Origin of the sequence: Nocardioides astragali (assembly GCF_024436375.1) — a bacterium.
Classification (GTDB): Bacteria; Actinomycetota; Actinomycetes; order Propionibacteriales; family Nocardioidaceae; genus Nocardioides; species Nocardioides astragali.
Window position 1 is genome coordinate 475,480 of record NZ_JAFMZM010000004.1, and the last position, 25,804, is coordinate 501,283.

Consider the following 25,804-nt stretch of genomic DNA (forward strand, 5'->3'; position numbering starts at 1 on the left):
TCCATGTCGGCCGGCACCCACGACAACTTCGTGCACCTGCACGTGCACACCGAATACTCCATGCTCGACGGGGCATCGCTGCTGGACGGGCTGTTCGCCCGCACCAGCGAGCTCGGCATGCCGGCCATCGCGATGACCGACCACGGCAACCTGCACGGCGCCTACGACTTCTACTCCAAGGCGCGCAAGCACGGCGTGAAGCCGATCATCGGCATCGAGGCCTACCTCACCCCCGGCACCCAGCGTGGCGAGCGCCGCCGCGTGCGATGGGGGCAGGGTGACCTGGCCGAGGAGGGCGGCAACGACGTCGCCGGTGGTGGCGCCTACACCCACATGACCATGTGGGCCGAGAGCACCGAGGGCATGCACAACCTGTTCCGGCTGTCCTCGCGCTCCAGCCTGGAGGGCTACTACTTCAAGCCCCGGATGGACAAGGAAATCCTCGCCGAGCACAGCAAGGGGCTGATCGTCAGCACCGGCTGCCCCAGTGGCGCGATCCAGACGCGGCTGCGCCTCGGTCAGTACGACGAGGCGGTCCGCGAGGCCGCTGAGCTCCAGGACATCTTCGGTCGCGACAACGTGTTCCTCGAGCTGATGGACCACGGCATCGACATCGAGAAGCGCGTGCGCGACGACCTGCTGCGGCTCGGCAAGCAGATGGGCCTCCCGCCCATCGCCACCAACGACTCCCACTACAACAACCCCGAGGACGCCGCGGCCCACGACGCGCTCATCTGCGTCGCGTCCGGCAAGCGGCTCTCCGACACCAACCGGCTCAAGTTCGACGGCGGCGGCTACTACATCAAGTCGGCCGCCGAGATGCGCGAGCTGTGGGGCGACCGGTTCGGGATGCCCGAGGCGTGCGACAACACCCTCGCGATCGCCGAGCGGTGCGAGGTCGAGTTCACCGAGTCGACCGGCGGCTACATGGCGCGTGCCGATGTGCCGGCCGGCGAGACCGAGGAGTCGTGGTTCCGCAAGGAGGTCTGGCGCGGCATCGAGGCCCGCTACCCCGGCGAGCTGACGACCGAGGAGGTGCGCGAGCGCGTCGAGATGGAGCTCGCGATCATCTCCCAGAAGGGCTACTGCGGCTACTACCTCGTGGTCGCCGACTTCATCAACTGGGCCAAGGACAACGGCATCCGCGTGGGCCCCGGCCGTGGCTCGGGTGCGGGCTCCATCGCGGCCTACGCCCTGCGCATCACCGACCTGTGCCCCCTGGAGCACGGACTGTTCTTCGAGCGCTTCCTCAACCCCGAGCGCCCGTCGATGCCCGACTTCGACATCGACTTCGACGACGCCCGCCGCGGCGAGGTCATCTCCTACGTCAGCGACAAGTACGGCGCCGACCGCGTCGCCCAGATCGCCACCTTCGGGCGGCTCAAGGCCAAGGCCGCCATCAAGGACGCCGCCCGCGTCCTCGACCACGGCTTCGCGATCGGCGACCGGATCACCAAGGCCTACCCGGCCGACGTGATGGGCAAGGGAGTCGCGCTCAAGGACATCTTCAACGCCGACCACAAGCGCTACAACGACGGCGGCGAGTTCCGAGCGCTGCACGGCCAGGACCCCGACGTCCGCACGATCTACGAGACTGCGGTCGGCCTGGAGGGCCAGATCCGCAACTGGGGCGTGCACGCCGCCGGCGTGATCATGTCGAGCGAGCCGCTCATCGACATCGTGCCGATCATGGCCAGGCCGCAGGACGGCGCGGTCATCACCCAGTTCGACTACCCGATGTGCGAGTCGCTCGGCCTGGTCAAGATGGACTTCCTCGGCCTGTCCAACCTCCGCATCCTTGACGACGCGATCAGCAACATCGAGGTCAACCGCGGCGAGAAGGTCGTCCTGGAGGAGCTGGGCTTCGAGGACCGCGCGACCTACGAGCTGATGGGCCGCGGTGACACGCTCGGCGTCTTCCAGCTCGACGGCTCGGGCATGCGGTCCCTGCTCCGCTCGCTGCAGCCCGACGCATTCGCAGACATCACGGCCGTCAGCGCGCTCTACCGCCCCGGGCCGATGGGTGCCGACTCCCACAACAAGTACGCCCGCCGCAAGAACGGTCGCGAGGCGATCGAGCCGATCCACCCGGCGCTCGCCCAGGCGCTCGAGCCGGTGCTGGGGGAGACCTACGGCCTCATCGTCTACCAGGAGCAGGTCATGGCGATCGCGCAGGTGCTCGCCGGGTTCACCCTCGGTGCCGCCGACAACCTGCGCCGCGCGATGGGCAAGAAGAAGAAGGAGGAGCTCGACAAGCAGTACGCCGGGTTCCAGGCCGGCATGCTCGAGCGCGGCTTCCCGCAGCAGGCCATCGACAAGCTCTGGGAGATCCTGCTCCCGTTCTCCGACTACGCCTTCAACAAGTCCCACTCCGCCGCCTACGGCGTCATCACCTACTGGACCGCCTACCTCAAGGCCAACTACCCGACGGAATACATGGCCGCGCTCCTGACGTCGGTGAAGGACGACAAGGACAAGATGGCGATCTACCTCAACGAGTGCCGCCGGATGAAGATCCAGGTGCTGCCACCCGACGTCAACGAGTCCCACGCCAACTTCACCCCGGTCGGCCACGACATCCGCTTCGGCCTCACCGCCGTGCGCAACGTCGGCCACAACGTCGTCGCCGGCGTCGTCGCCGCCCGCGAGGAGAAGGGCCGCTACGCCGACTTCAACGACTTCATGGAGAAGGTGCCGGCACTGGTGTGCAACAAGCGCGTGGTCGAGTCGCTGATCAAGGCCGGCGCCTTCGACGACATGAAGCACAAGCGGCGCGCGCTCGCCGCGGTCCACGAGACGGCCGTCGACCAGTTCGTCGACCTCAAGAAGAACGAGGCGATCGGCCAGGACTCGCTCTTCGGCGGGCTCGGCGACGGTGATGACGACGTCGGCTTCGGGGTCAGCGTGACCATCCCCGACATCGAGGACTGGGACAAGATGACCCTGCTCGGCCACGAGCGGGAGATGCTAGGGCTCTACGTGTCCGACCACCCGCTCCTCGGCCTCGAGCACGTGCTGTCCCAGGGCGCCGACTGCACCATCGGCCAGCTCCTGCTCGACGAGGAGCGCGCGCACGGCTCGACCCTGACGGTCAGTGGGCTGATCACCTCGGTCCAGCGCAAGATCACCAAGCGCGGCGACCCGTGGGCGACGATCACGCTCGAGGACCTCGACGGTGCGATCGAGGTGCTGCTGTTCCCGAGCGCCTACACGCTCTCCTCGACGTTGCTGGTCGAGGACCAGGTCGTCCGGATCAAGGGACAGCTCTCCCGCGACAAGGACCAGCCCGAGCTGCGCGCCCAGGAGGTCACGGCCCCCGACCTCAACCAGGGCCCGGCCGGTCCCGTGGTGATCAGCCTGCCGTCGACCCGATGCACGCCTCCGGTGGTGGCGCAGCTCCGCGACGTGCTCGGCACGCACCCCGGCATGACGGAGGTCCAGCTGCGGCTGCTGACTCGCAGCTCCACCAAGGTGCTCCGGCTCGACGACAACCTGCGGGTCAGCCCGAGTCCCGCGCTGTTCGCCGACCTCAAGCAGCTGCTCGGTCCGGGGTGCCTGACCGGATGAGCGTGCCCTGGCGGTGGGTCGCCACCGTGCTCGCGGTGTTCCTCGGCGCCGGTGCCGTGGCGGGCGTGCTGTGGGAGTCCCTGTGGGACGCCCCGACCGGGCTGGCGTTCGAGGGCCGCTGGTACCTCGAGCCCGCCGGCCCGGACTTCACGTTCGAGGGCATCGCGCTGTTCGTGCTCATCGCCTTTCCGCTCGGCCTGGTCCTGGCGGTGCTGGCGGGCCTGCGACGCGCCCACGAGATGGTCACCGTGGTCACCGTGCTCGTGGCCGCCGCCCTCGCCGGGGTCGTGATGTACGCCGTCGGCAGCAGCCTCGGACCGTCCGACCCCCAGGCGCTCGCCGCGGGCGAGCCCGACTACACGCCCATCTCGAGCGGCCTGGGACTGACCGCTCCCGACCGCGGTCGGGTGCCCTACCACTCCACCGCGCTCGTGGCCTTTCCCGCGGGCGCGATGGCCGGTCTGGTCGCGATGTATCTCTTGGGAAGGTCGAGGGTTGATGGGGCGCGCTCGCGGGTAGGCTGACCGCGACCAGATTGGGGCGGGTCCGACCATCTCGGGCTCGCGTGACGGGGGAGCAGGACTTTCATGAGCATGACACCGGGTGGCCCGGAGTACCTGGACGACCAGGGCCCGATCGAGACTGCGCCCGCCAACGACAACCGCAAGCGCCTCATGGTGCTCGGCGCGCTCGTCGCCGGCGGTGCCGTCGTCGCCGGCGGCGCGTGGGCGGCCACCAGCTTCTTCGCGACCGGGTCCCAGCCCGCCGAGGCACTGCCGGACTCGACCATCGCCTACGCGAGTGTCGACCTCGACCCCAGCGGCGGCCAGAAGATCGAGGCCATCAAGACGCTGCGCAAGTTCCCGGCCTTCAACGACAAGATCAACCTCGAGACCGACGACGACCTGCGCGAGCGGTTCTTCGAGGAGCTCACCAAGTCCGGTGAGTGCGAGGGCCTCGACTACGTCGAGGACGTCGAGCCGTGGCTCGGGTCCCGTGCCGCGATGGCTGCCGTGGACCTCGGGGAGGACGAGCCGGCCGCGGTCGGTGTCGTCCAGGTGACCGACGCCGGCAAGGCCGAGGACGGCGTGACCACCCTCATCGAGGCGTGCGGTGGCACCGCCGAGGAGGGCAGCTCCGACAGCGCCGAGGGTGAGGGCGACGACGTCGGCGGCTGGGTCATCGAGGGTGACTGGATGGTCCTCGCCGAGACCGAGGAGATCGCCCAGCAGGTCGTGGACGCGGCCGACGGCGCTTCACTGGCCGACGACGCGTCCTACGAGCAGTGGACCGGCGAGGCCGGCGAGGCCGGCTTCATGTCCTTCTACGTCGCGAAGGCGGCCGCCCAGTACCTCGAGGACGCCGCGGGCATGGGCTCCATGCTCGGCGGCCTTCCGAGCACGACGGACGACTTCACGGCCGAGGACCCGATGGCAGAGGAGGAGGTGCCCGAGGGTCTCCAGAAGATGATCGACGACTTCGACGGCATGGCCGCCACCGTCCGCTTCGACGACGGCTCGGTCGAGGTCGAGTACGCCATGTCCAACTACCAGAAGGACCTGACCAGGTTCATGGAGAGCGACACGGGCGTCGGCATGGTCGCCAGCCTTCCGGAGGACACCGTCGCCGCGTTCGGCTTCTCTCTCAAGGAGGGATGGGCCGAGGCGGTCCTCGACTACGTCAAGTCCACCGTGCCGGAGGAGAGCGACACCATCGACGAGCAGCTCGCCCAGTTCGAGAGCGAGACCGGACTGACCTTCCCCGAGGACGTGGAGACGCTCCTCGGCGAGGGCGTGAGCGTCTCGCTCGGCAGTGGCATCGACCCTGACGCAATCACCAACGGCGGACCCGGCGAGGTCCCGGCGGGCATCCGCATCAAGGGCGACGCCGGCGAGATCCAGGCGGTGCTCGACAAGGTCGCCGAGCTGGCCGGGCCGGAGGCGGCCGAGTTCATGCAGGTCTCCGAGGGAGACGGCTACGCCGTGCTGGCGCTGCAGGACGACTACCGCGGCAAGCTCGAGAGCGGCGGCGACCTCGGCGACAGCGACGACTACTCGAAGGTCGTCGAGGACGGTGAGGCCCAGTCGGTGCTCTACGTCAACTTCGACGCCGACGACGACTGGCTGGTCCGGGTGACCGAGGACATGCCCGAGGTGAGCGAGAACCTCGCACCTCTCTCGGCGTTCGGCGTCAGCGGCTGGGTGGACGGCGATGTCGTCCACGGGATGCTCAAGCTGACGACCGACTGATCGACCGGCCCTCCCGGGCCGACCTCAGCGACCGATGGTGGCGGTCACCGCACAGGTGATCGCCACCAGGTCCCTCGGCGCGAGCTCGAGGTCGAAGCCGCGCCGGCCACCGGAGACCAGGATCGTGTCGTGGTCGAGTGCTGAGGAGTCCAGCACCGTCGGGTGCGTGCGCTTCTGGCCGACAGGAGAGATCCCACCGGCGACGTAGCCCGTCGCCCGCTCGGCGGCGGCAACCTCGGCCATCACCGCCTTGCTCCCGCCCAGCGTCCGCGCCAGGGCCTTGAGATCGAGCTGGCCCGAGACCGGGACGATGCCGACGACGAGACGAGCACGTTGTCCTGAGCCTGTCGAAGGGTCGAGCGAGGCGAGCAGGGTCTTGAACACCCGTGCCGGCTCCACCCCGAGGGCCTCCGCCGCCTCCAGGCCATACCCCGTCGCCCGCGGGTCGTGCTCGTAGGCCCGCACCTCGAAGGCGATGCCGGCCGCGGTCAGCGCGAGCGTCGCCGGCGTACCGCCGACACCGCGTGCCTTCGCCATCGACCAGCTTCGGCGTCAGTTGGGGGACCAGGCGGTCCGTGCCACCTGGGTGGCGGGCAGTGACGGGATGACGTTGATCGCCCGCAGCTCCTCGGTCAGCAGCCGGGTGACGAGCGCGAGACGCTCGGTGGCGTCGGCCGCCTCCAGCAGCGACTGCCGCTCGGCCATCGGCAGCGGAGTCAGCGCCGACAGGGTCCAGGCGAGGTAGTCCGGGTCGCGTGGCAGGGTCCCGCTGAACGGGTCACCCTGCAGCTCGGTCATCGCCGCCCGGAAGGCCGTGAACGTGGCGCGGGCCCGGTCCAGCACCTCGGCGGGCACCTCGACCTCGGGCTCTGGCAGCACCGCGACCACCCCTTGCGGGAAGTCTGCGCCTCGCTGCATCTCCTCCAGCATGAGGCGCTCGCGGGCGACCGCGACGATGTCGAACGTGCCGTCGTCGCGACGGTCGGCCTCGGTCAGCTGCAGCAGGCAGCCGACCCGGTAGACCGACTGGGCGCCGTGGTCGCCGACCTCGTACCCCTCGCGGATGGCCACCGTGCCGAACACGCGGGCAGCGGGATCCTCGACCGTGAGCAGGTGGTTGACCAGGAGCCGGTAGCGGTCCTCGAAGACGTGGAGCGGCACGCTCATGCCCGGGAACACCACGGTGTTGAGCGGGAACATCGGCAGTGGATCGCTCACCTGATCAACCTAACCTTCGTGTCCACGGTGCGCCCGCGCCGCGGGGCCGACCCGCCGGGGAACCTAGACTCGGGGCATGTCCCTGATCCGTCGCATCGACCTGAGGGGCGCCGATCCGGCGTCCGTCGACTACCGCGCGAGCGTGCCTCGCGCCGAGTTCGACGTCGAGGCCGCAACGCATCAGGTCCAGCCCATCATCGACGCGGTCCGGGCCCGCGGTGTGGAGGCGATCACGGAGTACTCGGCCCGCTTCGACGGGGTCGAGAGCGACGACATCCGCGTGCCTCGCGAGGCCCTCGAGGCGGCGCTCGCCCAGCTCGAGCCGGCCGTGCGCGCTGCGTTGGAGGAGTCGATCCGCCGGCTGCGCGCGACCAGCGAGGCCGAGCTGGAGCACGACGTGACCAGCCAGGTGTCGACGGGCGCCACCGTGACGCACCGCAAGGTGCCGGTCGACCGGGTGGGGCTCTACGTCCCCGGCGGTCTCGCCCCCCTGGTCAGCAGCGTCGTGATGAACGTCGTACCCGCCCAGGTGGCCGGGGTGCGCTCGATCGCGCTCGCGAGTCCGCCGCAGAAGAACCGCGACGGCCTGCCCGAGCCGACGATCATGGCCGCCTGCGCCCTGCTCGGCGTCGACGAGGTGTACGCCGTGGGCGGCGCCCAGGCGATCGCGATGTTCGCCCACGGCGCTGGTCCGTGCCAGCGCGTCGACCTGGTCACCGGCCCCGGCAACATCTATGTCGCGGCCGCCAAGCGCCTCCTGCGCGGTGTGGTCGGCATCGACGCCGAGGCCGGCCCGACCGAGATCGCCATCCTCGCCGACGACACTGCCGAGGCGGCGTTCGTCGCCGCCGACCTGATCAGCCAGGCCGAGCACGACCCGATGGCCGCCTCGGTCCTGGTGACCGACTCCCTCGAGCTTGCCGACGCCGTGGACGCCGAGCTCGACAAGCAGGTCTTCGCGACCCGTCACACCGAGCGCATCCGCACAGCGCTGGGCGGACGGCAGTCGGGCACCGTCCTGGTCGACGACATGGAGCAGGGCCTCGACGTCGTCAACGCCTATGCAGCCGAGCACCTCGAGATCCACACCCGCGACGCAGGCGCCCTCGCCGCCCGCGTCCGCAACGCCGGCGCGATCTTCGTCGGCCCCTGGGCGCCGGTGTCGCTGGGCGACTACTGCGCCGGCTCCAACCACGTGCTGCCCACCGCCGGCTGCGCCTGCCACTCCAGCGGGCTCTCGGTGCGGGCGTTCACGCGGTCCGTGCACGTCGTCGACTACTCGCAGGCCGCGCTCGCCGAGGTCGCCGACCACGTGGTCACGCTGGCCGAGGCCGAGGACCTGCCCGGCCACGGCCAGGCCGTGTCCGTGCGCTTCGACGACGTACGGTCGGATCGGTGACGCCGTCCTTCCCACCCCTGCGCGAGGAGCTGCGGGGGATCGAGCCCTACGGCGCGCCCCAGCTCTCCCTCGAGCAGGCGCCGGTGCAGCTCAACGTCAACGAGAACCCCTACGGTCCTTCCGCCGAGGCGGCGGCCGACATCGCGCGGGCGGTGGGGGAGGCCGCGGTCTCGCTCAACCGCTACCCCGACCGTGAGTTCGTCGAGCTGCGCGCAAGGCTGGCGGCGTACCTCTGCTCCTCCGGCGGGGCCGGCATCACGCCGGACATGGTGTGGGCGGCCAACGGCTCCAACGAGGTCATGCTCCAGCTGCTGCAGGCCTTCGGCGGTCCCGGCCGCGTAGCCCTGTCGTTCGCACCGACGTACTCGATGTATCCCGAGTACGCCCGCGACACCCACACCACGTGGGAGACCGGCCACCGCGCCGAGGACTTCTCGCTTGACCTCGACGCGGCTCGCCGCCTGGTCGAGGACCGGCGACCCGCGGTCGTGCTGCTACCCAGCCCCAACAACCCGACCGGCACCGCGCTGCCGCCGGAGGCGGTGGCGATGCTCTGCGAGGCAGCAGCGTCCTACGAGCCGGGCGGCATCGTGGTGGTGGACGAGGCCTACGGCGAGTTCCGTCGCGCGGGCACTCCCAGTGCGCTCGAGCTGCTGGGGGAGCACCGCAACCTCGTGGTCACCCGCACGATGAGCAAGGCCTTCGCCCTGGCGGGGGCCCGGCTGGGCTACCTCGCCGCCGACCCGGCGATCTGCGACGCGATCCGGGTCGTGCGGCTGCCCTACCACCTCTCGGCGGTCACCCAGGCGACCGCGCTGGCTGCCCTGCGGCACGCCACGGAGCTGCTCGGCCGGGTCGACGACCTGCGGGTGGAGCGGGACGCGACGGTGGTCTGGCTGCGCGAGCAGGGGCTCGACGTCGCCGAGTCGGACGCCAACTTCGTGCTGTTCGGCCGGTTCGCCGACCGGCACGCAGTCTGGCAGGGACTCCTCGACCGAGGGGTGCTGATCCGCGAGACCGGCCCCGACGGCTGGTTGCGGGTCTCGGTCGGCACCGGGGACGAGATGGCAGCATTCAGGCAGGCACTCACGGACGTGATCAAGGAGCAAGGATGAGCCGCACGGCCAGCATCGAGCGAAAGACCAAGGAGTCGCAGGTCACCGTCGAGGTCGACCTCGACGGCACCGGGCGCGCCCAGGTCAGCACCGGCGTGGGGTTCTACGACCACATGCTCGACGCCTTCGCGCGCCACTCCCTCCTCGATCTCGTCGTCCACACCAACGGCGACACCCACATCGACGCCCACCACACGGTGGAGGACACCGCGATCGTGCTCGGCCAGGCACTGCGGGAGGCGCTGGGCGACAAGTCCGGCATCCGTCGCTTCGGTGACGCCACGGTCCCGCTCGACGAGGCGCTCGTCCAGGCGGTCGTCGACGTCTCCGGCCGCCCGTTCTGCGTCCACACCGGCGAACCCGAGGGGCAGGCGTACGTCGCCATCGGTGGCGGCGGCGGGGCGGTGCCCTACCAGGGATCGCTCACGCGCCACGTCTTCGAGTCGATCGCCCACCACGCGCACCTGGGGCTCCACGTCCGGGTGCTCGCGGGCCGCGACCCGCACCACATCGTGGAGACCCAGTTCAAGGCGTTCGCGCGGGCTTTCCGCGACGCGATCGCCTTCGACCCGCGCGAGACGGGTGTGCCGTCGACGAAGGGGAGCCTGTGAGCGAGCCTGCGAGCTCACTATCGGGTTCTGTGACGTCCGAGGTCGTCGTCCTCGACTACGGCTCGGGCAACCTGCGCTCCGTGGTGCGCGCGGTCGAGCGCGCGGGTGCGTCCGTCACGCTGACCAGTGACTTCGAGGCCGCCCTCGAGGCGGACGGGCTCGTCGTGCCAGGCGTGGGGGCGTACGCCGCGTGCATGGCCGGCCTGCGCGCGATCAAGGGCGAGCGGATCATCGGGCGCCGCCTGGCCGGTGGGCGCCCGGTGCTCGGCATCTGCGTCGGCATGCAGATCCTGTTCGCCGGCGGCGTCGAGCACGGCGTGGAGACAGACGGCTGCGACGAGTGGCCCGGACTCGTCACCAGGCTCCAGGCAGACGTCGTGCCGCACATGGGCTGGAACACCGTCGAGGCGCCGGAGGGCTCGCGGCTCTTCAGCGGCGTCGAGGAGGAGCGCTTCTACTTCGTGCACTCCTACGCGGCCCGGAGCTGGGACCTGGTGACCAACACCCGCACGGCGGCTCCACTGGTGACGTGGGCCGAGCACGGTGGCGACCGCTTCGTGGCTGCCGTGGAGAACGGGCCGCTGTCCGCGACCCAGTTCCACCCGGAGAAGTCCGGTGACGCTGGGGCGGCGCTGCTGCGGAACTGGGTGGGGTCGCTCGGCTGACGTCCGTCAGTCGTGCCGGACGCGGGGTCCGAAGGGGCCGGTGTAGGCGACAGGGTCGTCGCTGCCCGTACCCCACACGTCGCTCCGGTATCGGTCCTGCACCGTCCGGAAGTTGCGTACGCCAGCCCGGACCCAGCGCGGACCACCGACACACGAGTGGGGGAGCTCCACTGACACCACGTCGCGATCGGTCGACCGGGTCATGAGGAGCTCGGGGCACGAGACGTGGAGCTGCACGGTGTAGTAGGTGCCGCACTCGTCCACGGACTCGGGCGGGCGGGCTGCGACGAGCAGGATGGTCTCGAGCGGGCCACGCTTCCGCAACCGCTGGATGGTGATCTCGTAGTCGCGGCGGTCGGTCTGCAGATCGAACGAGAGGTAACGGTCGCCCCACACGGGGGGTAGGTCCCGGAGGTGCGCGCGGACCTCGACTGCGGCTGCTTCGTGCCGCACCGACAGTCCGACGATGTCGGTCGCGGCGTCCTGGGGCGCCGTTCCTTCCTCCACGATGCCGCACGGAGGAGGGGCGGGCACAAAATGGATCTGCCGTACGTCGCCGTGCCTGTCGCCGCCCCACCACCGGTCAGCCGACGCCGCGCCGGCGGTCACACCGATCATGGTGGAGGCCAGTGACGCGGCCACCAGCGCATGTACGAGTCGCTGCATGTTCGATCCCCTCGTCGTCACGTGGATTCTGTCCGGAGGTGGTGCGGGCTGTCTGGGCGAACGACGCGTGTCGGTCGGATCTGTTGAGAAATGGTGTCGCCCCACCGACGGCTCAGCGTTAGCGTCTCGCCATGGCAGAGCAGCTGAGCATGAACCAGATCATCCACGCCGCGGTCCGCCGTGACGTCACGCGCACCGAGCAGGCACTGCGTGCTCTCGACGACGGGGACTCCGGGCGTGCCCGGGAGATCAAGGTTGCGTGGCGCAACCTCGTGCGCGAGCTCACCCACCACCACGAGGCGGAGGACGCGAACATCTGGCCGTTCCTCGAGCAGCGGGGCTTCGATCCCGCGCTGCTCGCGGAGATGGAGTCGGAGCACGCGGCGATGAAGCAGGCCCTCGGCTCAGCGTCGACGGCGATCGACGAGGTGGTGAAGGCGCCGACCTCTGCCCAGGCTGGTTCCGCCGCGGACGTCGTGGCCGACTGTGCCCGCGTGGTCAACGCGCACCTCGAGCACGAGGAGCGAGACCTCGAGCCGATCGCGGCGGGCCTGGAGGACGACCCGGAGTGGAAGGCCATGGTCAAGAAGCTCCGCCCGGCCAGCATCGTCGACGCCGCCAACGCGCTCGCCTGGATGCAGGACGGGGCAGGGGAGAGGGAGCGGTCGTCGCTTCGCCAGACCATCCCGGGCCCGGTAGTCACGCTGCTGACACTGCTGCTGGCCAGGCGCTACCGCCGCGAGGTCGCCCCGGTCTGGAGCTAGCCCGCCGCACCGCGCGTCCCGCTCGGGCGGTCGCCCGTCGGGGTTGAGGTGCGAGCGGCCATTCGGTGGTTGAGGTGCGAGCGGAGCGAGCCTCGAAACCACGCCCGATGGACGCCGCGATCTTGAGGTTTCCTGGACTCGCAGGCGGGGTCCGGTGTCGGTGGTTTTCTCTACACTCGAACACATGATCGAGAGGCTGGAAGCCGGGACCGAGGTCGAGGACGCCCTCAGCCCGACGGACCTGCTCGACGCGCTTCGTGAGCGGAAGGCCACCGAGGACCGCGCGGCCGCTGACCTGCTCGATCTCGCTGCCCGGTGGGCGGACCTGCACCCGCCCGAGTCGATCCACCACGCCGCGACCTTCACGAGTGGTCGCGGGATCGGTCTCGAGTTCGAGGAACCCATCGCCGGGGAGGGCTGCCCCACGGTGGCGGAGTTCTGCGTCGCCGAGCTCGGCACCGTCCTGGGCATCTCCACCGTGTCGGCGAAACGGCTGATCGGGCACGCTCTGGAGCTGCGGCACCGACTCCCGCGACTGTGGACGCAGGTCCAGTCGGGTGGGGTCGCACCGTGGCGGGCCCGGATGGTGGCCGAAGCCACGATCCACGCCACCCCGTCCCTGACTCCTGAGGCGGCCGCATGGGTGGATGCCCAGGTCGCTGCCGTGGCCGGTCGTGTCGGTCCCGCGCAGCTGGAGCGGCTGGTCGCCGAGACCATCAAACGGCACGAGCTCGCCGCCGACGATCCGGCGGCGGACCCGGAGGACGGTTACCTCTCGGTGGACCCGCGGCACGTCACGGTCCACGACGAGGACGTCCACTTCGCCGGCACCGTACGGATCGAGGCGGAGGTCGACCTGGCCGACGCCCTCGACGTCGACCGGGCCGTCGCCCACGGCGCAGAGCTGCGCAAGGCTCTCGGCTCGACGGAGTCCCTCGACGCCCGAAGGGCTGCCGCCCTCGGTGACCTCGCACGGACGCAGACCGCGCTCGACCTCCACACCCAAGGCAACACCGGCACGCGCGACGCGGACGGCCTGCCGGTCGCGCGAGAAGTCGTGCTGCACGCCCACTTCGACGCTTCACTTGATGGGCTGAGCACCGTCTTCGGGCCGACCGGGCGGCTCGAGGAAGGCCAACGCCTCCTGCTGCTCGAGCAGGTCCGGGCCTGGTGCGGCGACTCCCGCACGAAGGTCACCGTCAAGCCCGTCATCGACCTCAACGCTCACCTCGAAGCGTCCGGCTACGAGATCCCCGACCGGATCCGCGAGCAGGTCATTCTTCGCGACACGACCTGCGTGTTCCCGTTCTGCACTCGACCGGCGCGTGGCTGCGACATTGACCACGTCATCGAGTACGACCACGACGCCGACACAGAAGATCGCCCACAGCCCGGGCCGACCCTGACTCCCAACCTCGGTGCGTTGTGTCGGTTCCACCACCGCCTCAAGACCCACACCGCCTGGCACTACGACGTCATCGGACCCGGCGAGTTTGAGTGGACCAGCCCCCACGGCCACCGCTACCGCCGCGACCCTTCCGGGACCACCCCACTCGACCCGCCACCAGAACCAAGCCGGCGACCACGTCGACCATGACCCCGCCCCACACCCCGCCGCACCACACGGGCGGGGCTACAGGCGCGTCCGGGCACGCTGCGTCGACCGCGCCCAGGCGATCGCCTGGCGGACGTCCGCGCCGGCGCGGTCGTACCTCGGCCCCCCGCTGACGGGCGGGGTGCGGAGTGGTCGGCCGTGGCTCGGGCTGCTGGCCTGCGTCGTGCTCGTCATGGCGCTGCCGTTGCTGCTCGCACCAGCGCTGCGGCAGCGCTGGTGCGCCGGCGCGTTCTCCGAGCTGGCCGACTGGATCAACGACCCCCAGTGGTGAGCGCGCCGCACGCTGAGCCGTCTCGCCGCGTCCCTCCCGATCCAGCGTCCGGATTCCGCTCCCAGCCCAGGACGGGCGTCCCCCGACGCCGCCTCACCACTACCCCGTGCGTCGACCTGCCTCCGGTGTCACAGTGGTCGGGTGGTCGAGATGCGCCAGGTCGCCGTGGCCGGCACCCACGTCGAGGTCGAACAGCACGGCGAGGGTGAGCAGGTCGTCGTCGTGCAGACGGCGCTGACGTTCGACGAGCTGCGGCCACTGTCGATGGCGCTGGCGGACGCCGGGGGACTACAGGTGTGGCACGTGCATCGCCGGGGCTACGGAAACAGCGGGCCCGCTCCGCAGTCCTCGTCGGTGGACAGTGACGCCGACGTCGTCGCTGCCGTCCTGAGGGAGCTGGAACTGGGACCCGTGCACGTGGTGGGGGCCAGCTACAGCGCAGCCCTCGCGCTGACGCTCGCCGGCCTGCATCCGACCGCCGTGCGCTCGCTCGCGCTCGTCGAGCCCCCGCCGTACGCCACCACAGGGGCGGCGGACTTCCGCGCCGCCACGACCGAGCTCCTTGCACTGTGGTCCCAGGAGGATGGCCCGACGCGCGCACTCGAACGGATCATGGGTCAGATCGACGGGCCCGGATGGCGCGCCAACGCCGAGCGTGACCTGCCCGGGTCGGTCGCGGCGATGCAGCGCGACGCGGCTGCCTTCTTCGAGGCCGACCTCCCTGCCTTGCTGGAGTGGCGCTTCCCCCGAGCCGCCGCCGTACGTGTCAGCTGCCCCACGCTGCTCGTGGGCGGCGGCGACACGCGCGACTGGTTCACCGAGATGCTCGACCGGCTCGAGCGAGAGATCCCCACGACCTCGCGAGTGACGGTCCCCGGCGCCGGGCACAGCGCCGCCCTCACCCACGCCGCCGAGGTGGCCGCCGCGGTGCGCACCCACATGCGGGGCGTCTCGCGCGACATCGGTGCGCAGGAACGCGGCTCGGATCGCTCCTAGGATCGACCCATGCCCAGCACCCCCGAGCAGCCCTACCTCGAGCTCCTGCCCGCCGTCGACATCAAGGGCGGCCAGGCCGTCCAGCTGGTGCAGGGCGTGGACGGGTCGGAGAAGCGCTTCGGCGACCCCGTCGAGGCCGCGCTGCGCTGGCAGGAGGCGGGGGCGGAGTGGATCCACCTCGTCGACCTCGACGCCGCCTTCGGCCACGGCCACAACCGCGAGCTCCAGGCCACGATCGTCGGCACGCTGGACATCCAGGTCGAGATGAGCGGCGGCATCCGCGACGACGAGTCGCTCGAGGCGGCGATGGCGACCGGCTGCCGACGGGTCAACATCGGCACGGCCGCCCTCGAGCAGCCGGAGTGGTGCGCGCGGGCGATCGCGACGTACGGCGACCGGGTGGCCGTCGGCCTCGACGTGCGGGGCACGACCCTCGCGGCGCGCGGATGGACCCGCGACGGCGGCGACCTCTACGAGACCCTCGCCCGCCTCGACTCGGAGGGGTGTGCGCGCTACGTCGTGACCGACGTCAACAAGGACGGCATGCTCCAGGGACCCAACCTCCAGCTCCTCCGTGACGTCTGCGCCGCCACCGGCAGGCCGGTCGTGGCCAGCGGCGGAGTGACCACCCTCGACGACATCCGCGCTCTCATGGGGCTCGTCGACGAGGGTGTGGAGGGCGCGATCGCCGGCACGGCGCTCTACGAGGGTCGGTTCACCCTCGAGGACGCGCTCGCGCTGACGAAGGGCGCCTGAGCATGGAGTTCACCGACTACCACACCCGGCTGGCCGCCTACGCGCTCCTCCTCGACGAGGTCGACGGGCAGGAGCGGGTGCTGCTCGCGTGGTGGAACGGCGAGGGGCACAGCGACCCCGAGTGGACGCTTCCGGGGGGCGGGATCGAGTTCGACGAGTCGATCCGCGACGGCCTCGTGCGCGAGGCGTTCGAGGAGACCGGCTACCACGTCGAGCCGGGTCCGCTGCTCATCGACCACTTCTTCACCGCTCGCGGCAGGACCTTCGACGGCTGGATCCGCTCGCAGCGGTTCGTCTTCGAGGCGACCATCACGGGTGGGGAGCTGGGCACCACTGAGGTCGACGGCTCGACGGACCACGCCGCATGGGTGCCGCTCGCAGAGCTCGACGGGCAACCCCGCTCGGAGATCGTCGACGTCGCGCTGGCCGCGCGGCGGACCGAGGAGGCACGTCGATGAGCCTCGCGGTCCGCGTCATCCCGTGTCTCGACGTCGACGGCGGCCGGGTCGTCAAGGGGGTCAACTTCACCGAGCTCCGTGACGCCGGCGACCCGGTCGAGCTCGCGCGGCTCTACGACGCGGAGGGCGCCGACGAGCTGACGTTCCTCGACATCTCCGCCTCGCACGAGGGGCGCGCCACCACCATGGAGGTGGTCAGCCGCTGCGCGGAGGAGGTGTTCATCCCGCTCACGGTCGGCGGCGGGGTCAGCAGCGTCGAGGACGTCGACCGACTCCTGCGGGCCGGTGCCGACAAGGTCGCGGTCAACACCGCGGCGATCCACCGGCCTGAGCTGGTCGCTGAGATCGCCGACCGCTTCGGCAACCAGGTCCTGGTCCTGAGCGTCGACGCACGGCGCACCGGTTCGGACCAGCAGAGGACCCCGAGCGGCTTCGAGGTCACCACCCACGGCGGGCGCAAGAGTGCGGGCCTCGACGCCATCGAGTGGGCGGTGCGCGCCGCCGAGCTCGGCGCGGGGGAGATCCTGCTCAACGCCATGGACGCCGACGGCACCACCGACGGATTCGACCTCGAGCTCATCCGCGCCGTACGCCGCGAGGTGAGCATCCCGGTGATCGCGAGCGGGGGAGCGGGCGCGGTCGAGCACTTCCCACCGGCGGTCGACGCCGGCGCCGACGCCGTCCTCGCGGCCACCGTCTTCCACTTCGGGACCCTGCGCATCGGCGACGTCAAGACTGGTCTGGTCGCCGCCGGTCACCCCGTCCGCTGGGCGGGTCCGGAGTCGTAGGATTCGGCCATGCTGAAGACCTCCCGGCCCCTCGCCGTCGCCGCACTTGCGACCGCCGCGATCGCCCTGACCGCATGCGCCCCGACGGACGAGGCCGACACCGGCACCGACGCCACCGAGTCCGCCACGGAGACCCCGGCCGCCGACGAGTGCACCCCCGACTCGATGGAGACCATCACGCCGGGCACCCTGACCATCGCGACCGACGAGCCCGCCTTCGAGCCGTGGGTCGTCGACAACGACCCCACCAACGGGCAGGGCTACGAGTCCGCGGTGGGCTACGCGATCGCCGAGCAGCTCGGCTACACCGACGATCAGGTGAACTGGGTGCGGGTGCCGTTCAACAAGGTCGTCCAGCCCGGCCCGAAGGACTTCGACTTCGACCTCAACCAGGTCTCGATCACCGAGGCGCGCCGCAAGGCCGTGGACTTCTCCTCCGGCTACTTCGACGTCGTGCAGAGCGTCATCACCAACAAGGGGAGCGCGATCGACGGCGCGACCAGCGTCGCCGAGCTGGCCGACGCGAAGCTCGGCGCACAGGTGGGCACCACGAGCTACACGGCCATCACCGACCAGATCCAGCCTTCGCAGGATCCTCACGTCTTCGACACCAACGACCAAGCGGTCCAGGCCCTCAACAACGGCCAGATCGACGGCATCGTCGTCGACCTGCCCACCGCCTACTACATGACCGCGGTGCAGCTCGACGACGGCGTGATCGTCGGCCAGCTGCCCCTGCCAGAGGGCGAGCCCGAGCAGTTCGGGGCCGTCCTGTCCAAGGGCAGCCCGCTGACCGACTGCGTCTCGTCGGCCGTCGACGCACTGCGCGAGGACGGCATCCTCGACCAGATCAACCAGGAGTGGCTGGCCCAGCAGGGCGCTCCCGAGCTCTCCTGAGCACCGGGTCCCCGATGTCGGAGCAGCTGACCGGACAGGTCGCCGAGGACTGGCGCCCCTCCGAGGTGCAGCGCGAGCGTGACGAGTGGCGGCGACGCCGCACGCTGCGCAGCGCGGTGATCGCGGCCGGGAGCACGCTGCTCCTGCTGGGAGGCCTCGGCGGTGCCGTGGTCAGCTCGCCGGGCTGGCAACGGGTGCAGGAGACGTACTTCGACTGGGACAAGGCCGTCTCCTCGTTCCCAGCCGTGCTCGAGGGGCTGTGGCTCAACATCCGCGTGATGATCGTCTGCTGGATCCTGATCCTGGTCCTGAGCCTGACCGTCGCCATCGTCCGCACCCTCCGCGGGCCCGTGGCGTTCCCGCTGCGCCTGCTCGGCACGGCGTACGTCGACGTCTTCCGCGGCCTGCCGCTGCTGCTGGTGATCTTCCTGCTGGGCTTCGGTGGGCCGGCGCTGGGGTTGAGCGGGATGCCCAGGTCGCCGCTCTTCTGGGGCGGCCTCGCTCTGGTGCTGTCCTACTCCGCCTACGTCGCCGAGGTCTTCCGGGCCGGCATCGAGTCGGTCCACCCGAGCCAGCGGCTGGCCGGGCGATCGCTCGGGCTGTCCTACGGGCAGACGCTGCGCCACGTCGTCCTGCCGCAGGCCTGGCGTCGCGTGATCCCGCCGCTGATGAACGACCTGGTCTCGCTGCAGAAGGACTCCGGCCTGATCGCCGTGCTCGGCGTGTCCGACGCGATCCGCAAGGCACAGATCGAGACGGCGCTCGACTTCAACTACACGCCGTACGTCGTCGCGGGCGTGCTGTTCTGCTGCCTCACCATCCCCATGGCCCGGCTCACCGACCGGTACGCCCGCAAGAAGGGCTACCACGGAGCGGGAGGTCTCCTGTGAGCGAGCGTGCGAGCTCCTTGTCGGGCGCGAGCGGCACCGAGCTCCTGCGGCTGTCCGGTGTGCGCAAGTCCTTCGGCGACCACGTGGTCCTGCGCGAGGTCGACCTCACGATCGAGCCCGGCCAGTGCGTCGTCCTGATCGGTGCCTCGGGGTCGGGCAAGTCGACCCTGCTGCGCTGCGTCAACCTCCTCGAGGTCGTCGACGACGGCGTGATCACCTTCGAGGGCCGCGACATCACCGACCCGCAGGTGGACGGCGACGAGGTGCGCTCGCGGATGGGGATGGTCTTCCAGGCCTACAACCTGTTCCCGCACCTCGACGTCATCGGCAACGTCACTCTGGCGCTCCGCCTGGTGCACGGCGTCGAGGCCCGCGAGGCCCGGTCGCGAGGACTCGCGATGCTGGACCGGGTGGGCCTGTCCGAGAAGGCGCTGGCCAGGCCCGACGACCTCTCGGGCGGGCAGCAGCAGCGTGTCGCCATCGCGCGGGCGCTGGTGGCCAACCCGCGGCTGATGCTGCTCGACGAGGTGACCAGCGCGCTCGACCCGGAGCTCGTGGGCGAGGTGCTCGACCTGCTCACCGAGCTCAAGGGTGAGGGCGTGACCATGCTGCTCAACACGCACGAGATGGGCTTCGCCCGCGACGTCGCCGACCAGGTCTGCTTCCTCCACGACGGCCGGATCCACGAGCGGGGGAGTCCCGACCAGGTGATCGGTGACCCTCAGGAGGAGCGCACCCGCGCCTTCCTGTCCCGGATCCGCGCCTGACCACCCCTAGGGGCGTCGACGGGCCGAGGCGATTGGCTCGCTGTCGGTGGCGAGGAATAGCCTGACCGGGGTGGTCGGTTGCCTTGGGCAGCTGACACGAGCCAGACATCAAGGGGGCGGGCGACACCGGTGGGCGAGGATCCGGAGCTGCGGAGCACCACGACACTCGACGGCTTCCGCGTCCTGTGGGTCGGCATCAAGCGTGAGCCGCGCGTCTTCACCGTGGCCACCCTCGGCGCCGTGCTGTTCGGCGTGCTCACCGTCGCCGACGCCTGGGTGCTCGGCTGGTCCACCCAGCACGTCCTCATCCCCGCCTTCGACAACGGCGAGATCGGCACCTCCCTGCTCGTGTGGGTGGTCGCGCTCTTCATGGCGGTCGCGATCCTCCGCGCCATCGGCATCGTCGCCCGGCGCCTGGGCGGCGGCATCATGTACTACCGGATGCAGTCCCACACGAGACGCGGCGTCACCCGGCAATACCTCTCCCTGCCGATGGAGTGGCACCAGCGCCACCCGACCGGCCAGCTGCTGTCCAACGCCTACTCCGACGTCGAGGCGGCGTGGTCGCCGATCATGCCGCTCCCGATGGCGCTCGGCACCGTGGTCATGATGGTCATCGCGGTCGTGCAGATGTTCGTCGCCGACGTGGTGATGGCGCTGGTGGGCCTGCTCGTCTTCCCCGCGGTCGTCGTCGCCAACCTGCTCTACCAGCGCTATGCCTCGCCCCTCATGACGCGGGCGCAGGGCCTGCGGGCCGAGGTCAGCGAGATCGCCCACGAGTCCTTCGACGGGGCGATGGTGGTCAAGACCCTGGGCCGCGAGGTCGAGGAGACCGACCGCTTCCGGGCCAAGGCCCACGAGCTGCGCGACGTCAACATCCGCGCCGGCCGGATCCGCGCGGTCTTCGACCCCGCACTGGCCAGCCTGCCCAGCCTCGGTGTCCTCGTCGTGCTGGCCGTCGGGGTCTCGCGCGTCTCCAGCGGAGCCACCAGCGCCGGTGACGTCGTGACCATCGCCTACCTCCTCACCATCGTCTCCTTCCCGATCCGGGCCATCGGCTGGCTGCTGGGGGAGTTCCCCCGCTCGGTCGTCGGCTACCGCCGCGCCAAGGCGGTGCTCGACGCCCAGGGCAACATGGCCTACGGCGACGACGAGCTGCCCCGCTCCGACGTGGGCGCCCTGCTCCAGGTCGACGACCTGCACTACGCCTACGACGCCGATGCCCCGCTGTTGCGCGGGGTCGACTTCGACGTCCAGCCCGGCCGGACCGTGGCCCTCGTCGGCGCGACCGCCTCGGGCAAGAGCACGCTCACCAGCCTGATGACGCGGCTCGTCGACCCCGACTCCGGCCGGATCCGCATCGACGGCCACGACGTCAAGGGCCTGCGGCGCGGCGAGCTGCCGCGTGACGTCGCGCTCGTGCCCCAGACCGCGTTCATGTTCGACGACACGGTCCGGGACAACGTGACGCTCGGCGCCGACGTCACCGACGAGGAGGTGTGGGGCGCACTGCGCACGGCCCAGGCAGACGGGTTCGTCGCGGCCCTGCCCGACGGGCTCGACACCGAGCTGGGCGAGCGCGGCACGTCGCTGTCCGGCGGGCAGCGGCAGCGGCTCTCGCTGGCCCGCGCCCTCGTGCGTCGCCCTCGGCTGCTGATCCTCGACGACGCCACCTCGGCGGTGGATCCCGAGGTCGAGGCGCGGATCCTCGCCTCGCTCCGCGACGACGTGCACGGCTCGGCGGCGTCCCTGGTGGTCGTGGCCTACCGCAAGGCGACCATCTCGCTGGCCGACGAGGTGGTGCACCTCGACGAGGGCCACATCGTCGGCCGGGGCACCCACGCCGACCTGCTGGCCTCCAGCCCGGCCTACGCCCACCTCGTCAACGCCTACGAGGTGGAGGACGGGCTCGATGACGGGCTCGACACAGGGCTCGACGCCGATGTCGACGCAGGGGAGACCGCCCGATGAGCACCACGGCCCCCACGGCTCCCACCTCCGGCACCCGGATGGACACCGGCGAGGACATCGGCGCCATCGCCACGATCCGCCTCGGGATGAAGTACTCACCCGAGCTCCGCGAGGGCCTCGGCCTGACGATGCTGCTGGCGGTCATCTCCTCCTGCGGCCAGATCGTGGTGCCGATCGCGGTCCAGCAGACCCTCGACCGCGGCCTCAACGCACCCGGAGGCCCCCGTCTCGACTACGTCGTCTGGATGGGCGTGCTGGCGGCCGTCGCGATCCTGGTCACCAGCGTGGCGTCGTACGCCATGACGAGCCGGCTGTTCACCACCTCCGAGCACGGTCTCGCCACGCTGCGCACGAAGGCGTTCCGGCACGTCCACGACCTGCCGCTGCTCACCCAGAACACCGAGCGCCGCGGGGCCCTGGTCTCCCGGGTGACCTCCGACGTCGACCAGGTCAGCCAGTTCCTGGTCTTCGGCGGCCTCATCTTCGTCGTCAGCATCGGACAGATGCTGGTGGCCACCGTCCTGATGCTCGTCTACAGCTGGGAGCTGGCCGCGGTCGTCTGGCTCTGCTTCGCGCCCCTGTTTCTCTCCATCCGGTGGTTCCAGAAGAAGCTGTCCGCCGCCTACACCGTCGTACGCCACCAGGTCGGCGTGCTGCTGGGGGCGATCTCGGAGCCGGTCGTCGGCGCCGCAGTGGTCCGCTCCTACGGGGTCGAGGACCGCACCCAGGCCAGGATCGACACCGCGATCCAGGACTGGCAGAACGCCTACACCCACGCCCAGACCTACACCGTCACGTCGTTCTCCCTCGGCGGCATCTCCGCCGGCCTGGCCAACGCCGGCGTGATCGTGATCGGGGTCCTGCTCGGCTTCACCGGCGACATGACACCGGGCCGGGTGCTCGCGTTCGCCTTCCTGGTGTCGCTGTTCGTCGGGCCGGTGCAGATGGGCACGCAAATCCTCACCGACGCCCAGAACGCCATCGCCAGCTGGCGGCGCGTGCTCGGCATCCTGGAGACACCGGCCGACCTGGTCGACCCGGGGCCCGGGGGTGAGCAGCTGCCCCGCGGACCGATCGACGTACGTTTCGCCGATGTCTCCTTCTCCTACCCCGGCGGCCCGCCGGTGCTGCGCGACGTCGACCTCACGATCGACGCCGGCACGCGCGTCGCGATCGTCGGGGAGACCGGCTCCGGGAAGTCGACCTTCGCCAAGCTGTTGACCCGCCTGATGGACCCGGTCGACGGCGCGGTGCTGCTCGACGGCATCGACGTACGCCGCATCGACGCGCAGTCACTGCGGCGCAGCGTGGTGCTGGTGCCCCAGGAGGGGTTCTTGTTCGACGACACCATCACCGCCAACGTGCGCTACGGCAAGCTCGACGCGACCGACGAGGAGATCCGCGAGTCCGCGGTCCAGCTCGGCATCGACGACTGGCTGGCCGGCTTGCCGCGCGGCCTGCACACCGAGGTGGGTCAGCGGGGCGAGTCGCTGTCCGCAGGAGAGCGCCAGCTGGTCGCGCTCCTGCGCGCCCATCTCGCCGACCCCGACCTGCTCGTCCTCGACGAGGCCACGAGCGCCGTCGACCCGGCCCTGGAGATGCAGATCGGTCGGGCGTTGGAGCGGCTGATGCAGTCGCGCACCTCGGTGACGATCGCCCATCGGCTCTCGACGGCGGAGAACGCCGACGAGGTGATCGTGGTCGACAAGGGGCGCGTCGTGCAGCGCGGCCCGCACGCGGAGCTCGTCACCCAGAGGGGGAGCATCTACTCAGGGCTCCACGCGAGCTGGATCGCGCAGCACTCACACCAGTAGTCCTGCGAGGCAGGGCTCAGGAAGCCAGCACCTGCGAGATCAGCGTGTCGACGTCGAAGAAGTCCGACTCGGTGCCGGGGGCGACGACAGCGACGGTGCGCGCGAGGAAGTCGTTGACGTCGCTGGAGCGCGCCATGAGCACGAGGTGGCCATCGGGGGAGTTGAGCTCGATGCTGACCATTGCGCGGCCGCTGAGGCCGATCGCCGGAGCCACGTGCACGTCGCCCTCACCGACCGGGGACTCGGCGCCGCGCATGAGAAGGTCGCGACCGAAGGTCCAGACCAGGTCTCCATCGCCCGTGAGGAAGGTCATCGCCACCGCGAACGGGTCCGAGCTCCGGTATCCGAGCACGGTGTCGATCTCGTGACGGATGCCGCGCTCGTCCAGGCACTCGACCGTGATGTCCAACGCGACGTCGGACAGGGTGTGCCGGCCACCGGACATGTTCATCAGTGCTCCTTCGAAACGGTTCCTTGGTGCTGCGTGCTCATGAGACGGCACGGAGGGCCGCCCGTGATGCGAAACGGCAAAATCCACTGCAAAGCGGTCCAGACCAGATCTTGATAGTGACTGACGGCGTACTTGACGGTAACCCCGCGTTTCACGGTCAAACAAGGGGTGGCGCGCCGCCGGTTTTTCAAGGTCCGACGAGCGCTGGGGTGGGCCGTTATGGTCTCCGTATGACGGGGGCAGCCAGGCGCATCGTGCTCGAGACTCTGGGGTGGGTGCTGCTGGTGCTCGGGGTGGCGGCGATCTTCCTCCCCGGCCCGGGGTTGCTCGGCATCTTCGCCGGCCTGGCCCTGCTCTCGCAGCAGTACGACTGGGCCGAGCGGCGGGTAGAGCCGGTCCGGCTCCGCGCGCTGCTGGGAGCGGCCGAGGGTGTCGAGACCTGGCCGCGCATCATCGCCTCGTGCCTGGGCGCGGTGGTGCTGGCCGCGTGTGGCGTGTTGTGGATCATGAAGCCGCCCTCGCCGGCCTGGTGGCCGCTGTCCGACACTTGGTGGCTTCCGGGCGGCATCTGGACCGGCGTGACCCAGATCGGCTCCGCGGTGATCGCGCTGGCGCTCATCGCTTACAGCTACCGGCGTTTCCACGGCAAGCCGGAGGCCACGGACGAGCTGCGCCGCGAGATCAAGAGCGACGGCAAGAGCAAGGGCAAGAACGAGGGCAAGGCCAGGGGCAAGGACAGCGACCGGGATCGTCAGGAGCACCGGGCCTGACTGGCGCACCCTGATTCCTGGTGCGGGTCTGCCATGGGATATCGTTCCTGCGTCTCGGGCGATTGGCGCAGTGGTAGCGCGCTTCGTTCACACCGAAGAGGTCACTGGTTCGAACCCAGTATCGCCCACAAGAGAACATGCAGGTGAGAGGCCGGTTTCCACTCGGAAGCCGGCCTCTCGTGCAACATACGTGCAACAACGTTGCCGTGGGCTCCGGCCAACAGCCCACCGAGTGCTGGCCGTGGGCTGGTTCGGCCACACCAGGGGTCACCATCAAAACGCCGTGACAACTCTTAGCATCGCGCTGAGGGGATCTGCCGGGGTGCGGCCTCGAGGTCCTCGAGCTTGATGCGGATGGCGCGTTTCCCACAGCGGTAGGCGGGGAGGGTGCCGGCGGCGATCCAGCGTCGGATGGTCTTGACCGAGACCGACATGGCCTCGGCTGCCTCGTCGAGGCTGAGGTAGACCGGGATGGCGCGTCGCTCAGTCCGCGCCTTCGAGCTCCGCGCCCTCGACGGATCCGCAAGAAGGCCAACGAGGCGCAGGGCCGAGTCGCGAAGCCCTGACGAAGTAGTCGACGCCGGTCAGGCACATGACCCTTCCACCACGGCTTGCCTCGTGCTGTCGGGCATCTACGTCGCCTCGGCGACATCACCTCGTCGAAGCCCTCTTCCTCGGCCTGGCACCAGCCACGGGCTCACTGTCGGCGCATCAACGACGAGTTGGCGTGTCAGGCCTTCTTGTCGCGGCCGGTCAGGGCTTCGGCGGTGCCGATGAGCAGCACAGCGGCGACGACGGCAAGCACGAACCCGATGACGTTGAGCTCGAAGATGCCTCCGGTGCCGAAGAACTGGGCGATGAGCCCGCCGATGAGCGACCCGACGAGGCCGAGTCCGAGGGTGGCGAGGATGCCGAGGTTCTGCTTGCCGGGCTTGATGAGGCGTGCGAGGGCCCCGATGACGAGGCCGGCGACAAGGAAACCGATCATGGAACTGCTCCTGGTGGTGGCGGCGGGGTGGCCAGCGGTTGTCGCGAAGGACAGAACGTCTTCATCCTAGGCGTCGCGGTGAGGCACCAGCTGGGCTCGCCTGCAGGAAACGGGGCTC

26 protein-coding genes and 1 tRNA gene are annotated in these 25,804 nt (G+C 70.4%); 21 read left to right on the forward strand and 6 right to left on the reverse strand.

Annotation, left to right across the window (positions count from 1 at the left end; translation table 11 throughout):
* Positions 1-3 precede the first annotated feature (3 nt).
* The 3 genes from dnaE (at position 4) to J3P44_RS15545 (ending at position 5,816) form a co-directional block, all read left to right on the forward strand.
* Positions 4-3,567 carry a DNA polymerase III subunit alpha gene (gene dnaE, locus J3P44_RS15535; protein WP_255891342.1) on the forward strand — a complete coding sequence of 1,188 codons (3,564 nt, stop codon included), beginning with the start codon at positions 4-6 and terminating at the stop codon, positions 3,565-3,567.
* Complete coding sequence (locus J3P44_RS15540) at positions 3,564-4,091, forward strand: hypothetical protein (protein ID WP_255891343.1); 528 nt, start codon at positions 3,564-3,566, stop codon at positions 4,089-4,091. The genes dnaE and J3P44_RS15540 overlap by 4 nt, the downstream gene beginning before the upstream one ends.
* Before the next feature lie 63 nt (positions 4,092-4,154).
* On the forward strand, positions 4,155-5,816 hold the full coding sequence (locus J3P44_RS15545; RefSeq protein WP_255891344.1) for a DUF3352 domain-containing protein: 1,662 nt from the start codon (positions 4,155-4,157) through the stop codon (positions 5,814-5,816).
* Between the two features lie 24 nt (positions 5,817-5,840).
* Here the strand turns inward: J3P44_RS15545 and ybaK are convergent, their stop codons facing one another.
* Together ybaK and J3P44_RS15555 are read right to left on the reverse strand one after the other, a co-directional pair.
* Positions 5,841-6,353: a Cys-tRNA(Pro) deacylase gene (gene ybaK, locus J3P44_RS15550; RefSeq protein ID WP_255891345.1), complete on the reverse strand. Its 513-nt coding sequence runs from the start codon at positions 6,351-6,353 to the stop codon at positions 5,841-5,843.
* Positions 6,354-6,368: 15 nt separating this feature from the next.
* Positions 6,369-7,034, reverse strand: coding sequence for an LON peptidase substrate-binding domain-containing protein (locus tag J3P44_RS15555; protein ID WP_255891346.1), 666 nt, complete (start codon positions 7,032-7,034; stop codon positions 6,369-6,371).
* A gap of 82 nt (positions 7,035-7,116) precedes the next feature.
* Between J3P44_RS15555 and hisD the strand changes: the two genes are divergently transcribed.
* Genes hisD through hisH form a run of 4 tightly spaced genes read left to right on the forward strand, consistent with a single transcriptional unit; the run spans position 7,117 to position 10,824 of the window.
* Positions 7,117-8,433 (forward strand): histidinol dehydrogenase, encoded by a 1,317-nt coding sequence (gene hisD / locus J3P44_RS15560; RefSeq protein WP_305122577.1) that lies wholly within the window; start codon positions 7,117-7,119, stop codon positions 8,431-8,433.
* Complete coding sequence (locus tag J3P44_RS15565) at positions 8,430-9,548, forward strand: histidinol-phosphate transaminase (RefSeq protein ID WP_255891348.1); 1,119 nt, start codon at positions 8,430-8,432, stop codon at positions 9,546-9,548. Before hisD ends, J3P44_RS15565 begins: the two co-directional genes overlap by 4 nt.
* On the forward strand, positions 9,545-10,159 hold the full coding sequence (gene hisB, locus J3P44_RS15570) for an imidazoleglycerol-phosphate dehydratase HisB (RefSeq protein WP_255891349.1): 615 nt from the start codon (positions 9,545-9,547) through the stop codon (positions 10,157-10,159). The genes J3P44_RS15565 and hisB overlap by 4 nt, the downstream gene beginning before the upstream one ends.
* 29 nt (positions 10,160-10,188) lie before the next feature.
* Positions 10,189-10,824, forward strand: a complete 636-nt coding sequence (gene hisH, locus J3P44_RS15575) for an imidazole glycerol phosphate synthase subunit HisH (protein ID WP_255891350.1) — start codon at positions 10,189-10,191, stop codon at positions 10,822-10,824.
* 6 nt (positions 10,825-10,830) lie between these two features.
* Here the strand turns inward: hisH and J3P44_RS15580 are convergent, their stop codons facing one another.
* Positions 10,831-11,490, reverse strand: coding sequence for a hypothetical protein (locus J3P44_RS15580; protein WP_255891351.1), 660 nt, complete (start codon positions 11,488-11,490; stop codon positions 10,831-10,833).
* A gap of 131 nt (positions 11,491-11,621) precedes the next feature.
* On the opposite strand from J3P44_RS15580, the gene J3P44_RS15585 reads away from it, so the two are divergent.
* The 12 genes from J3P44_RS15585 to J3P44_RS15640 all read left to right on the forward strand — a co-directional run bounded on the left by J3P44_RS15585 (position 11,622) and on the right by J3P44_RS15640 (position 23,477).
* A complete protein-coding gene (locus J3P44_RS15585; protein ID WP_255891352.1) occupies positions 11,622-12,254 on the forward strand; it encodes a hemerythrin domain-containing protein in 633 nt (210 codons plus the stop codon).
* Between the two features lie 184 nt (positions 12,255-12,438).
* Positions 12,439-13,851 (forward strand): HNH endonuclease signature motif containing protein, encoded by a 1,413-nt coding sequence (locus tag J3P44_RS15590; protein WP_255891353.1) that lies wholly within the window; start codon positions 12,439-12,441, stop codon positions 13,849-13,851.
* 139 nt (positions 13,852-13,990) lie between these two features.
* On the forward strand, positions 13,991-14,140 hold the full coding sequence (locus J3P44_RS15595; RefSeq protein WP_255891354.1) for a hypothetical protein: 150 nt from the start codon (positions 13,991-13,993) through the stop codon (positions 14,138-14,140).
* A 150-nt stretch (positions 14,141-14,290) separates the two neighbouring features.
* Entirely contained in the window at positions 14,291-15,136 is an 846-nt protein-coding gene (locus J3P44_RS15600; RefSeq protein ID WP_255891628.1) for an alpha/beta fold hydrolase, read from the forward strand.
* A 9-nt stretch (positions 15,137-15,145) separates the two neighbouring features.
* A complete protein-coding gene (priA, locus tag J3P44_RS15605; RefSeq protein WP_255891355.1) occupies positions 15,146-15,892 on the forward strand; it encodes a bifunctional 1-(5-phosphoribosyl)-5-((5-phosphoribosylamino)methylideneamino)imidazole-4-carboxamide isomerase/phosphoribosylanthranilate isomerase PriA in 747 nt (248 codons plus the stop codon).
* A 2-nt stretch (positions 15,893-15,894) separates the two neighbouring features.
* Complete coding sequence (locus J3P44_RS15610) at positions 15,895-16,350, forward strand: NUDIX hydrolase (protein ID WP_255891356.1); 456 nt, start codon at positions 15,895-15,897, stop codon at positions 16,348-16,350.
* Complete coding sequence (gene hisF / locus J3P44_RS15615; RefSeq protein WP_255891357.1) at positions 16,347-17,138, forward strand: imidazole glycerol phosphate synthase subunit HisF; 792 nt, start codon at positions 16,347-16,349, stop codon at positions 17,136-17,138. The genes J3P44_RS15610 and hisF overlap by 4 nt, the downstream gene beginning before the upstream one ends.
* Before the next feature lie 9 nt (positions 17,139-17,147).
* Entirely contained in the window at positions 17,148-18,035 is an 888-nt protein-coding gene (locus tag J3P44_RS15620; RefSeq protein WP_255891358.1) for an ABC transporter substrate-binding protein, read from the forward strand.
* 14 nt (positions 18,036-18,049) lie between these two features.
* Positions 18,050-18,925: an amino acid ABC transporter permease gene (locus J3P44_RS15625; RefSeq protein WP_255891359.1), complete on the forward strand. Its 876-nt coding sequence runs from the start codon at positions 18,050-18,052 to the stop codon at positions 18,923-18,925.
* Complete coding sequence (locus J3P44_RS15630; RefSeq protein ID WP_255891360.1) at positions 18,922-19,692, forward strand: amino acid ABC transporter ATP-binding protein; 771 nt, start codon at positions 18,922-18,924, stop codon at positions 19,690-19,692. The genes J3P44_RS15625 and J3P44_RS15630 overlap by 4 nt, the downstream gene beginning before the upstream one ends.
* 129 nt (positions 19,693-19,821) lie before the next feature.
* The gene (locus tag J3P44_RS15635; protein WP_255891361.1) at positions 19,822-21,663 is read left to right on the forward strand and encodes an ABC transporter ATP-binding protein; all 1,842 of its coding nucleotides are present in this window, start codon (positions 19,822-19,824) and stop codon (positions 21,661-21,663) included.
* Positions 21,660-23,477: an ABC transporter ATP-binding protein gene (locus J3P44_RS15640; protein WP_255891362.1), complete on the forward strand. Its 1,818-nt coding sequence runs from the start codon at positions 21,660-21,662 to the stop codon at positions 23,475-23,477. The genes J3P44_RS15635 and J3P44_RS15640 overlap by 4 nt, the downstream gene beginning before the upstream one ends.
* Positions 23,478-23,493: 16 nt before the next feature.
* Here J3P44_RS15640 and J3P44_RS15645 read toward each other — a convergent pair whose 3' ends face one another.
* The gene (locus J3P44_RS15645) at positions 23,494-23,928 is read right to left on the reverse strand and encodes an SsgA family sporulation/cell division regulator (RefSeq protein ID WP_255891363.1); all 435 of its coding nucleotides are present in this window, start codon (positions 23,926-23,928) and stop codon (positions 23,494-23,496) included.
* Between the two features lie 230 nt (positions 23,929-24,158).
* On the opposite strand from J3P44_RS15645, the gene J3P44_RS15650 reads away from it, so the two are divergent.
* Both J3P44_RS15650 and J3P44_RS15655 read left to right on the forward strand, forming a co-directional pair.
* A complete protein-coding gene (locus J3P44_RS15650) occupies positions 24,159-24,698 on the forward strand; it encodes a PGPGW domain-containing protein (protein WP_255891364.1) in 540 nt (179 codons plus the stop codon).
* 56 nt (positions 24,699-24,754) lie between these two features.
* Positions 24,755-24,826, forward strand: a tRNA-Val gene (locus J3P44_RS15655).
* Positions 24,827-24,991: 165 nt separating this feature from the next.
* Here J3P44_RS15655 and J3P44_RS15660 read toward each other — a convergent pair.
* Both J3P44_RS15660 and J3P44_RS15665 read right to left on the reverse strand, forming a co-directional pair.
* Positions 24,992-25,243 (reverse strand): helix-turn-helix domain-containing protein, encoded by a 252-nt coding sequence (locus tag J3P44_RS15660; RefSeq protein ID WP_305122581.1) that lies wholly within the window; start codon positions 25,241-25,243, stop codon positions 24,992-24,994.
* Between the two features lie 185 nt (positions 25,244-25,428).
* Positions 25,429-25,686 carry a GlsB/YeaQ/YmgE family stress response membrane protein gene (locus J3P44_RS15665; protein ID WP_255891365.1) on the reverse strand — a complete coding sequence of 86 codons (258 nt, stop codon included), beginning with the start codon at positions 25,684-25,686 and terminating at the stop codon, positions 25,429-25,431.
* Positions 25,687-25,804 lie beyond the last annotated feature (118 nt).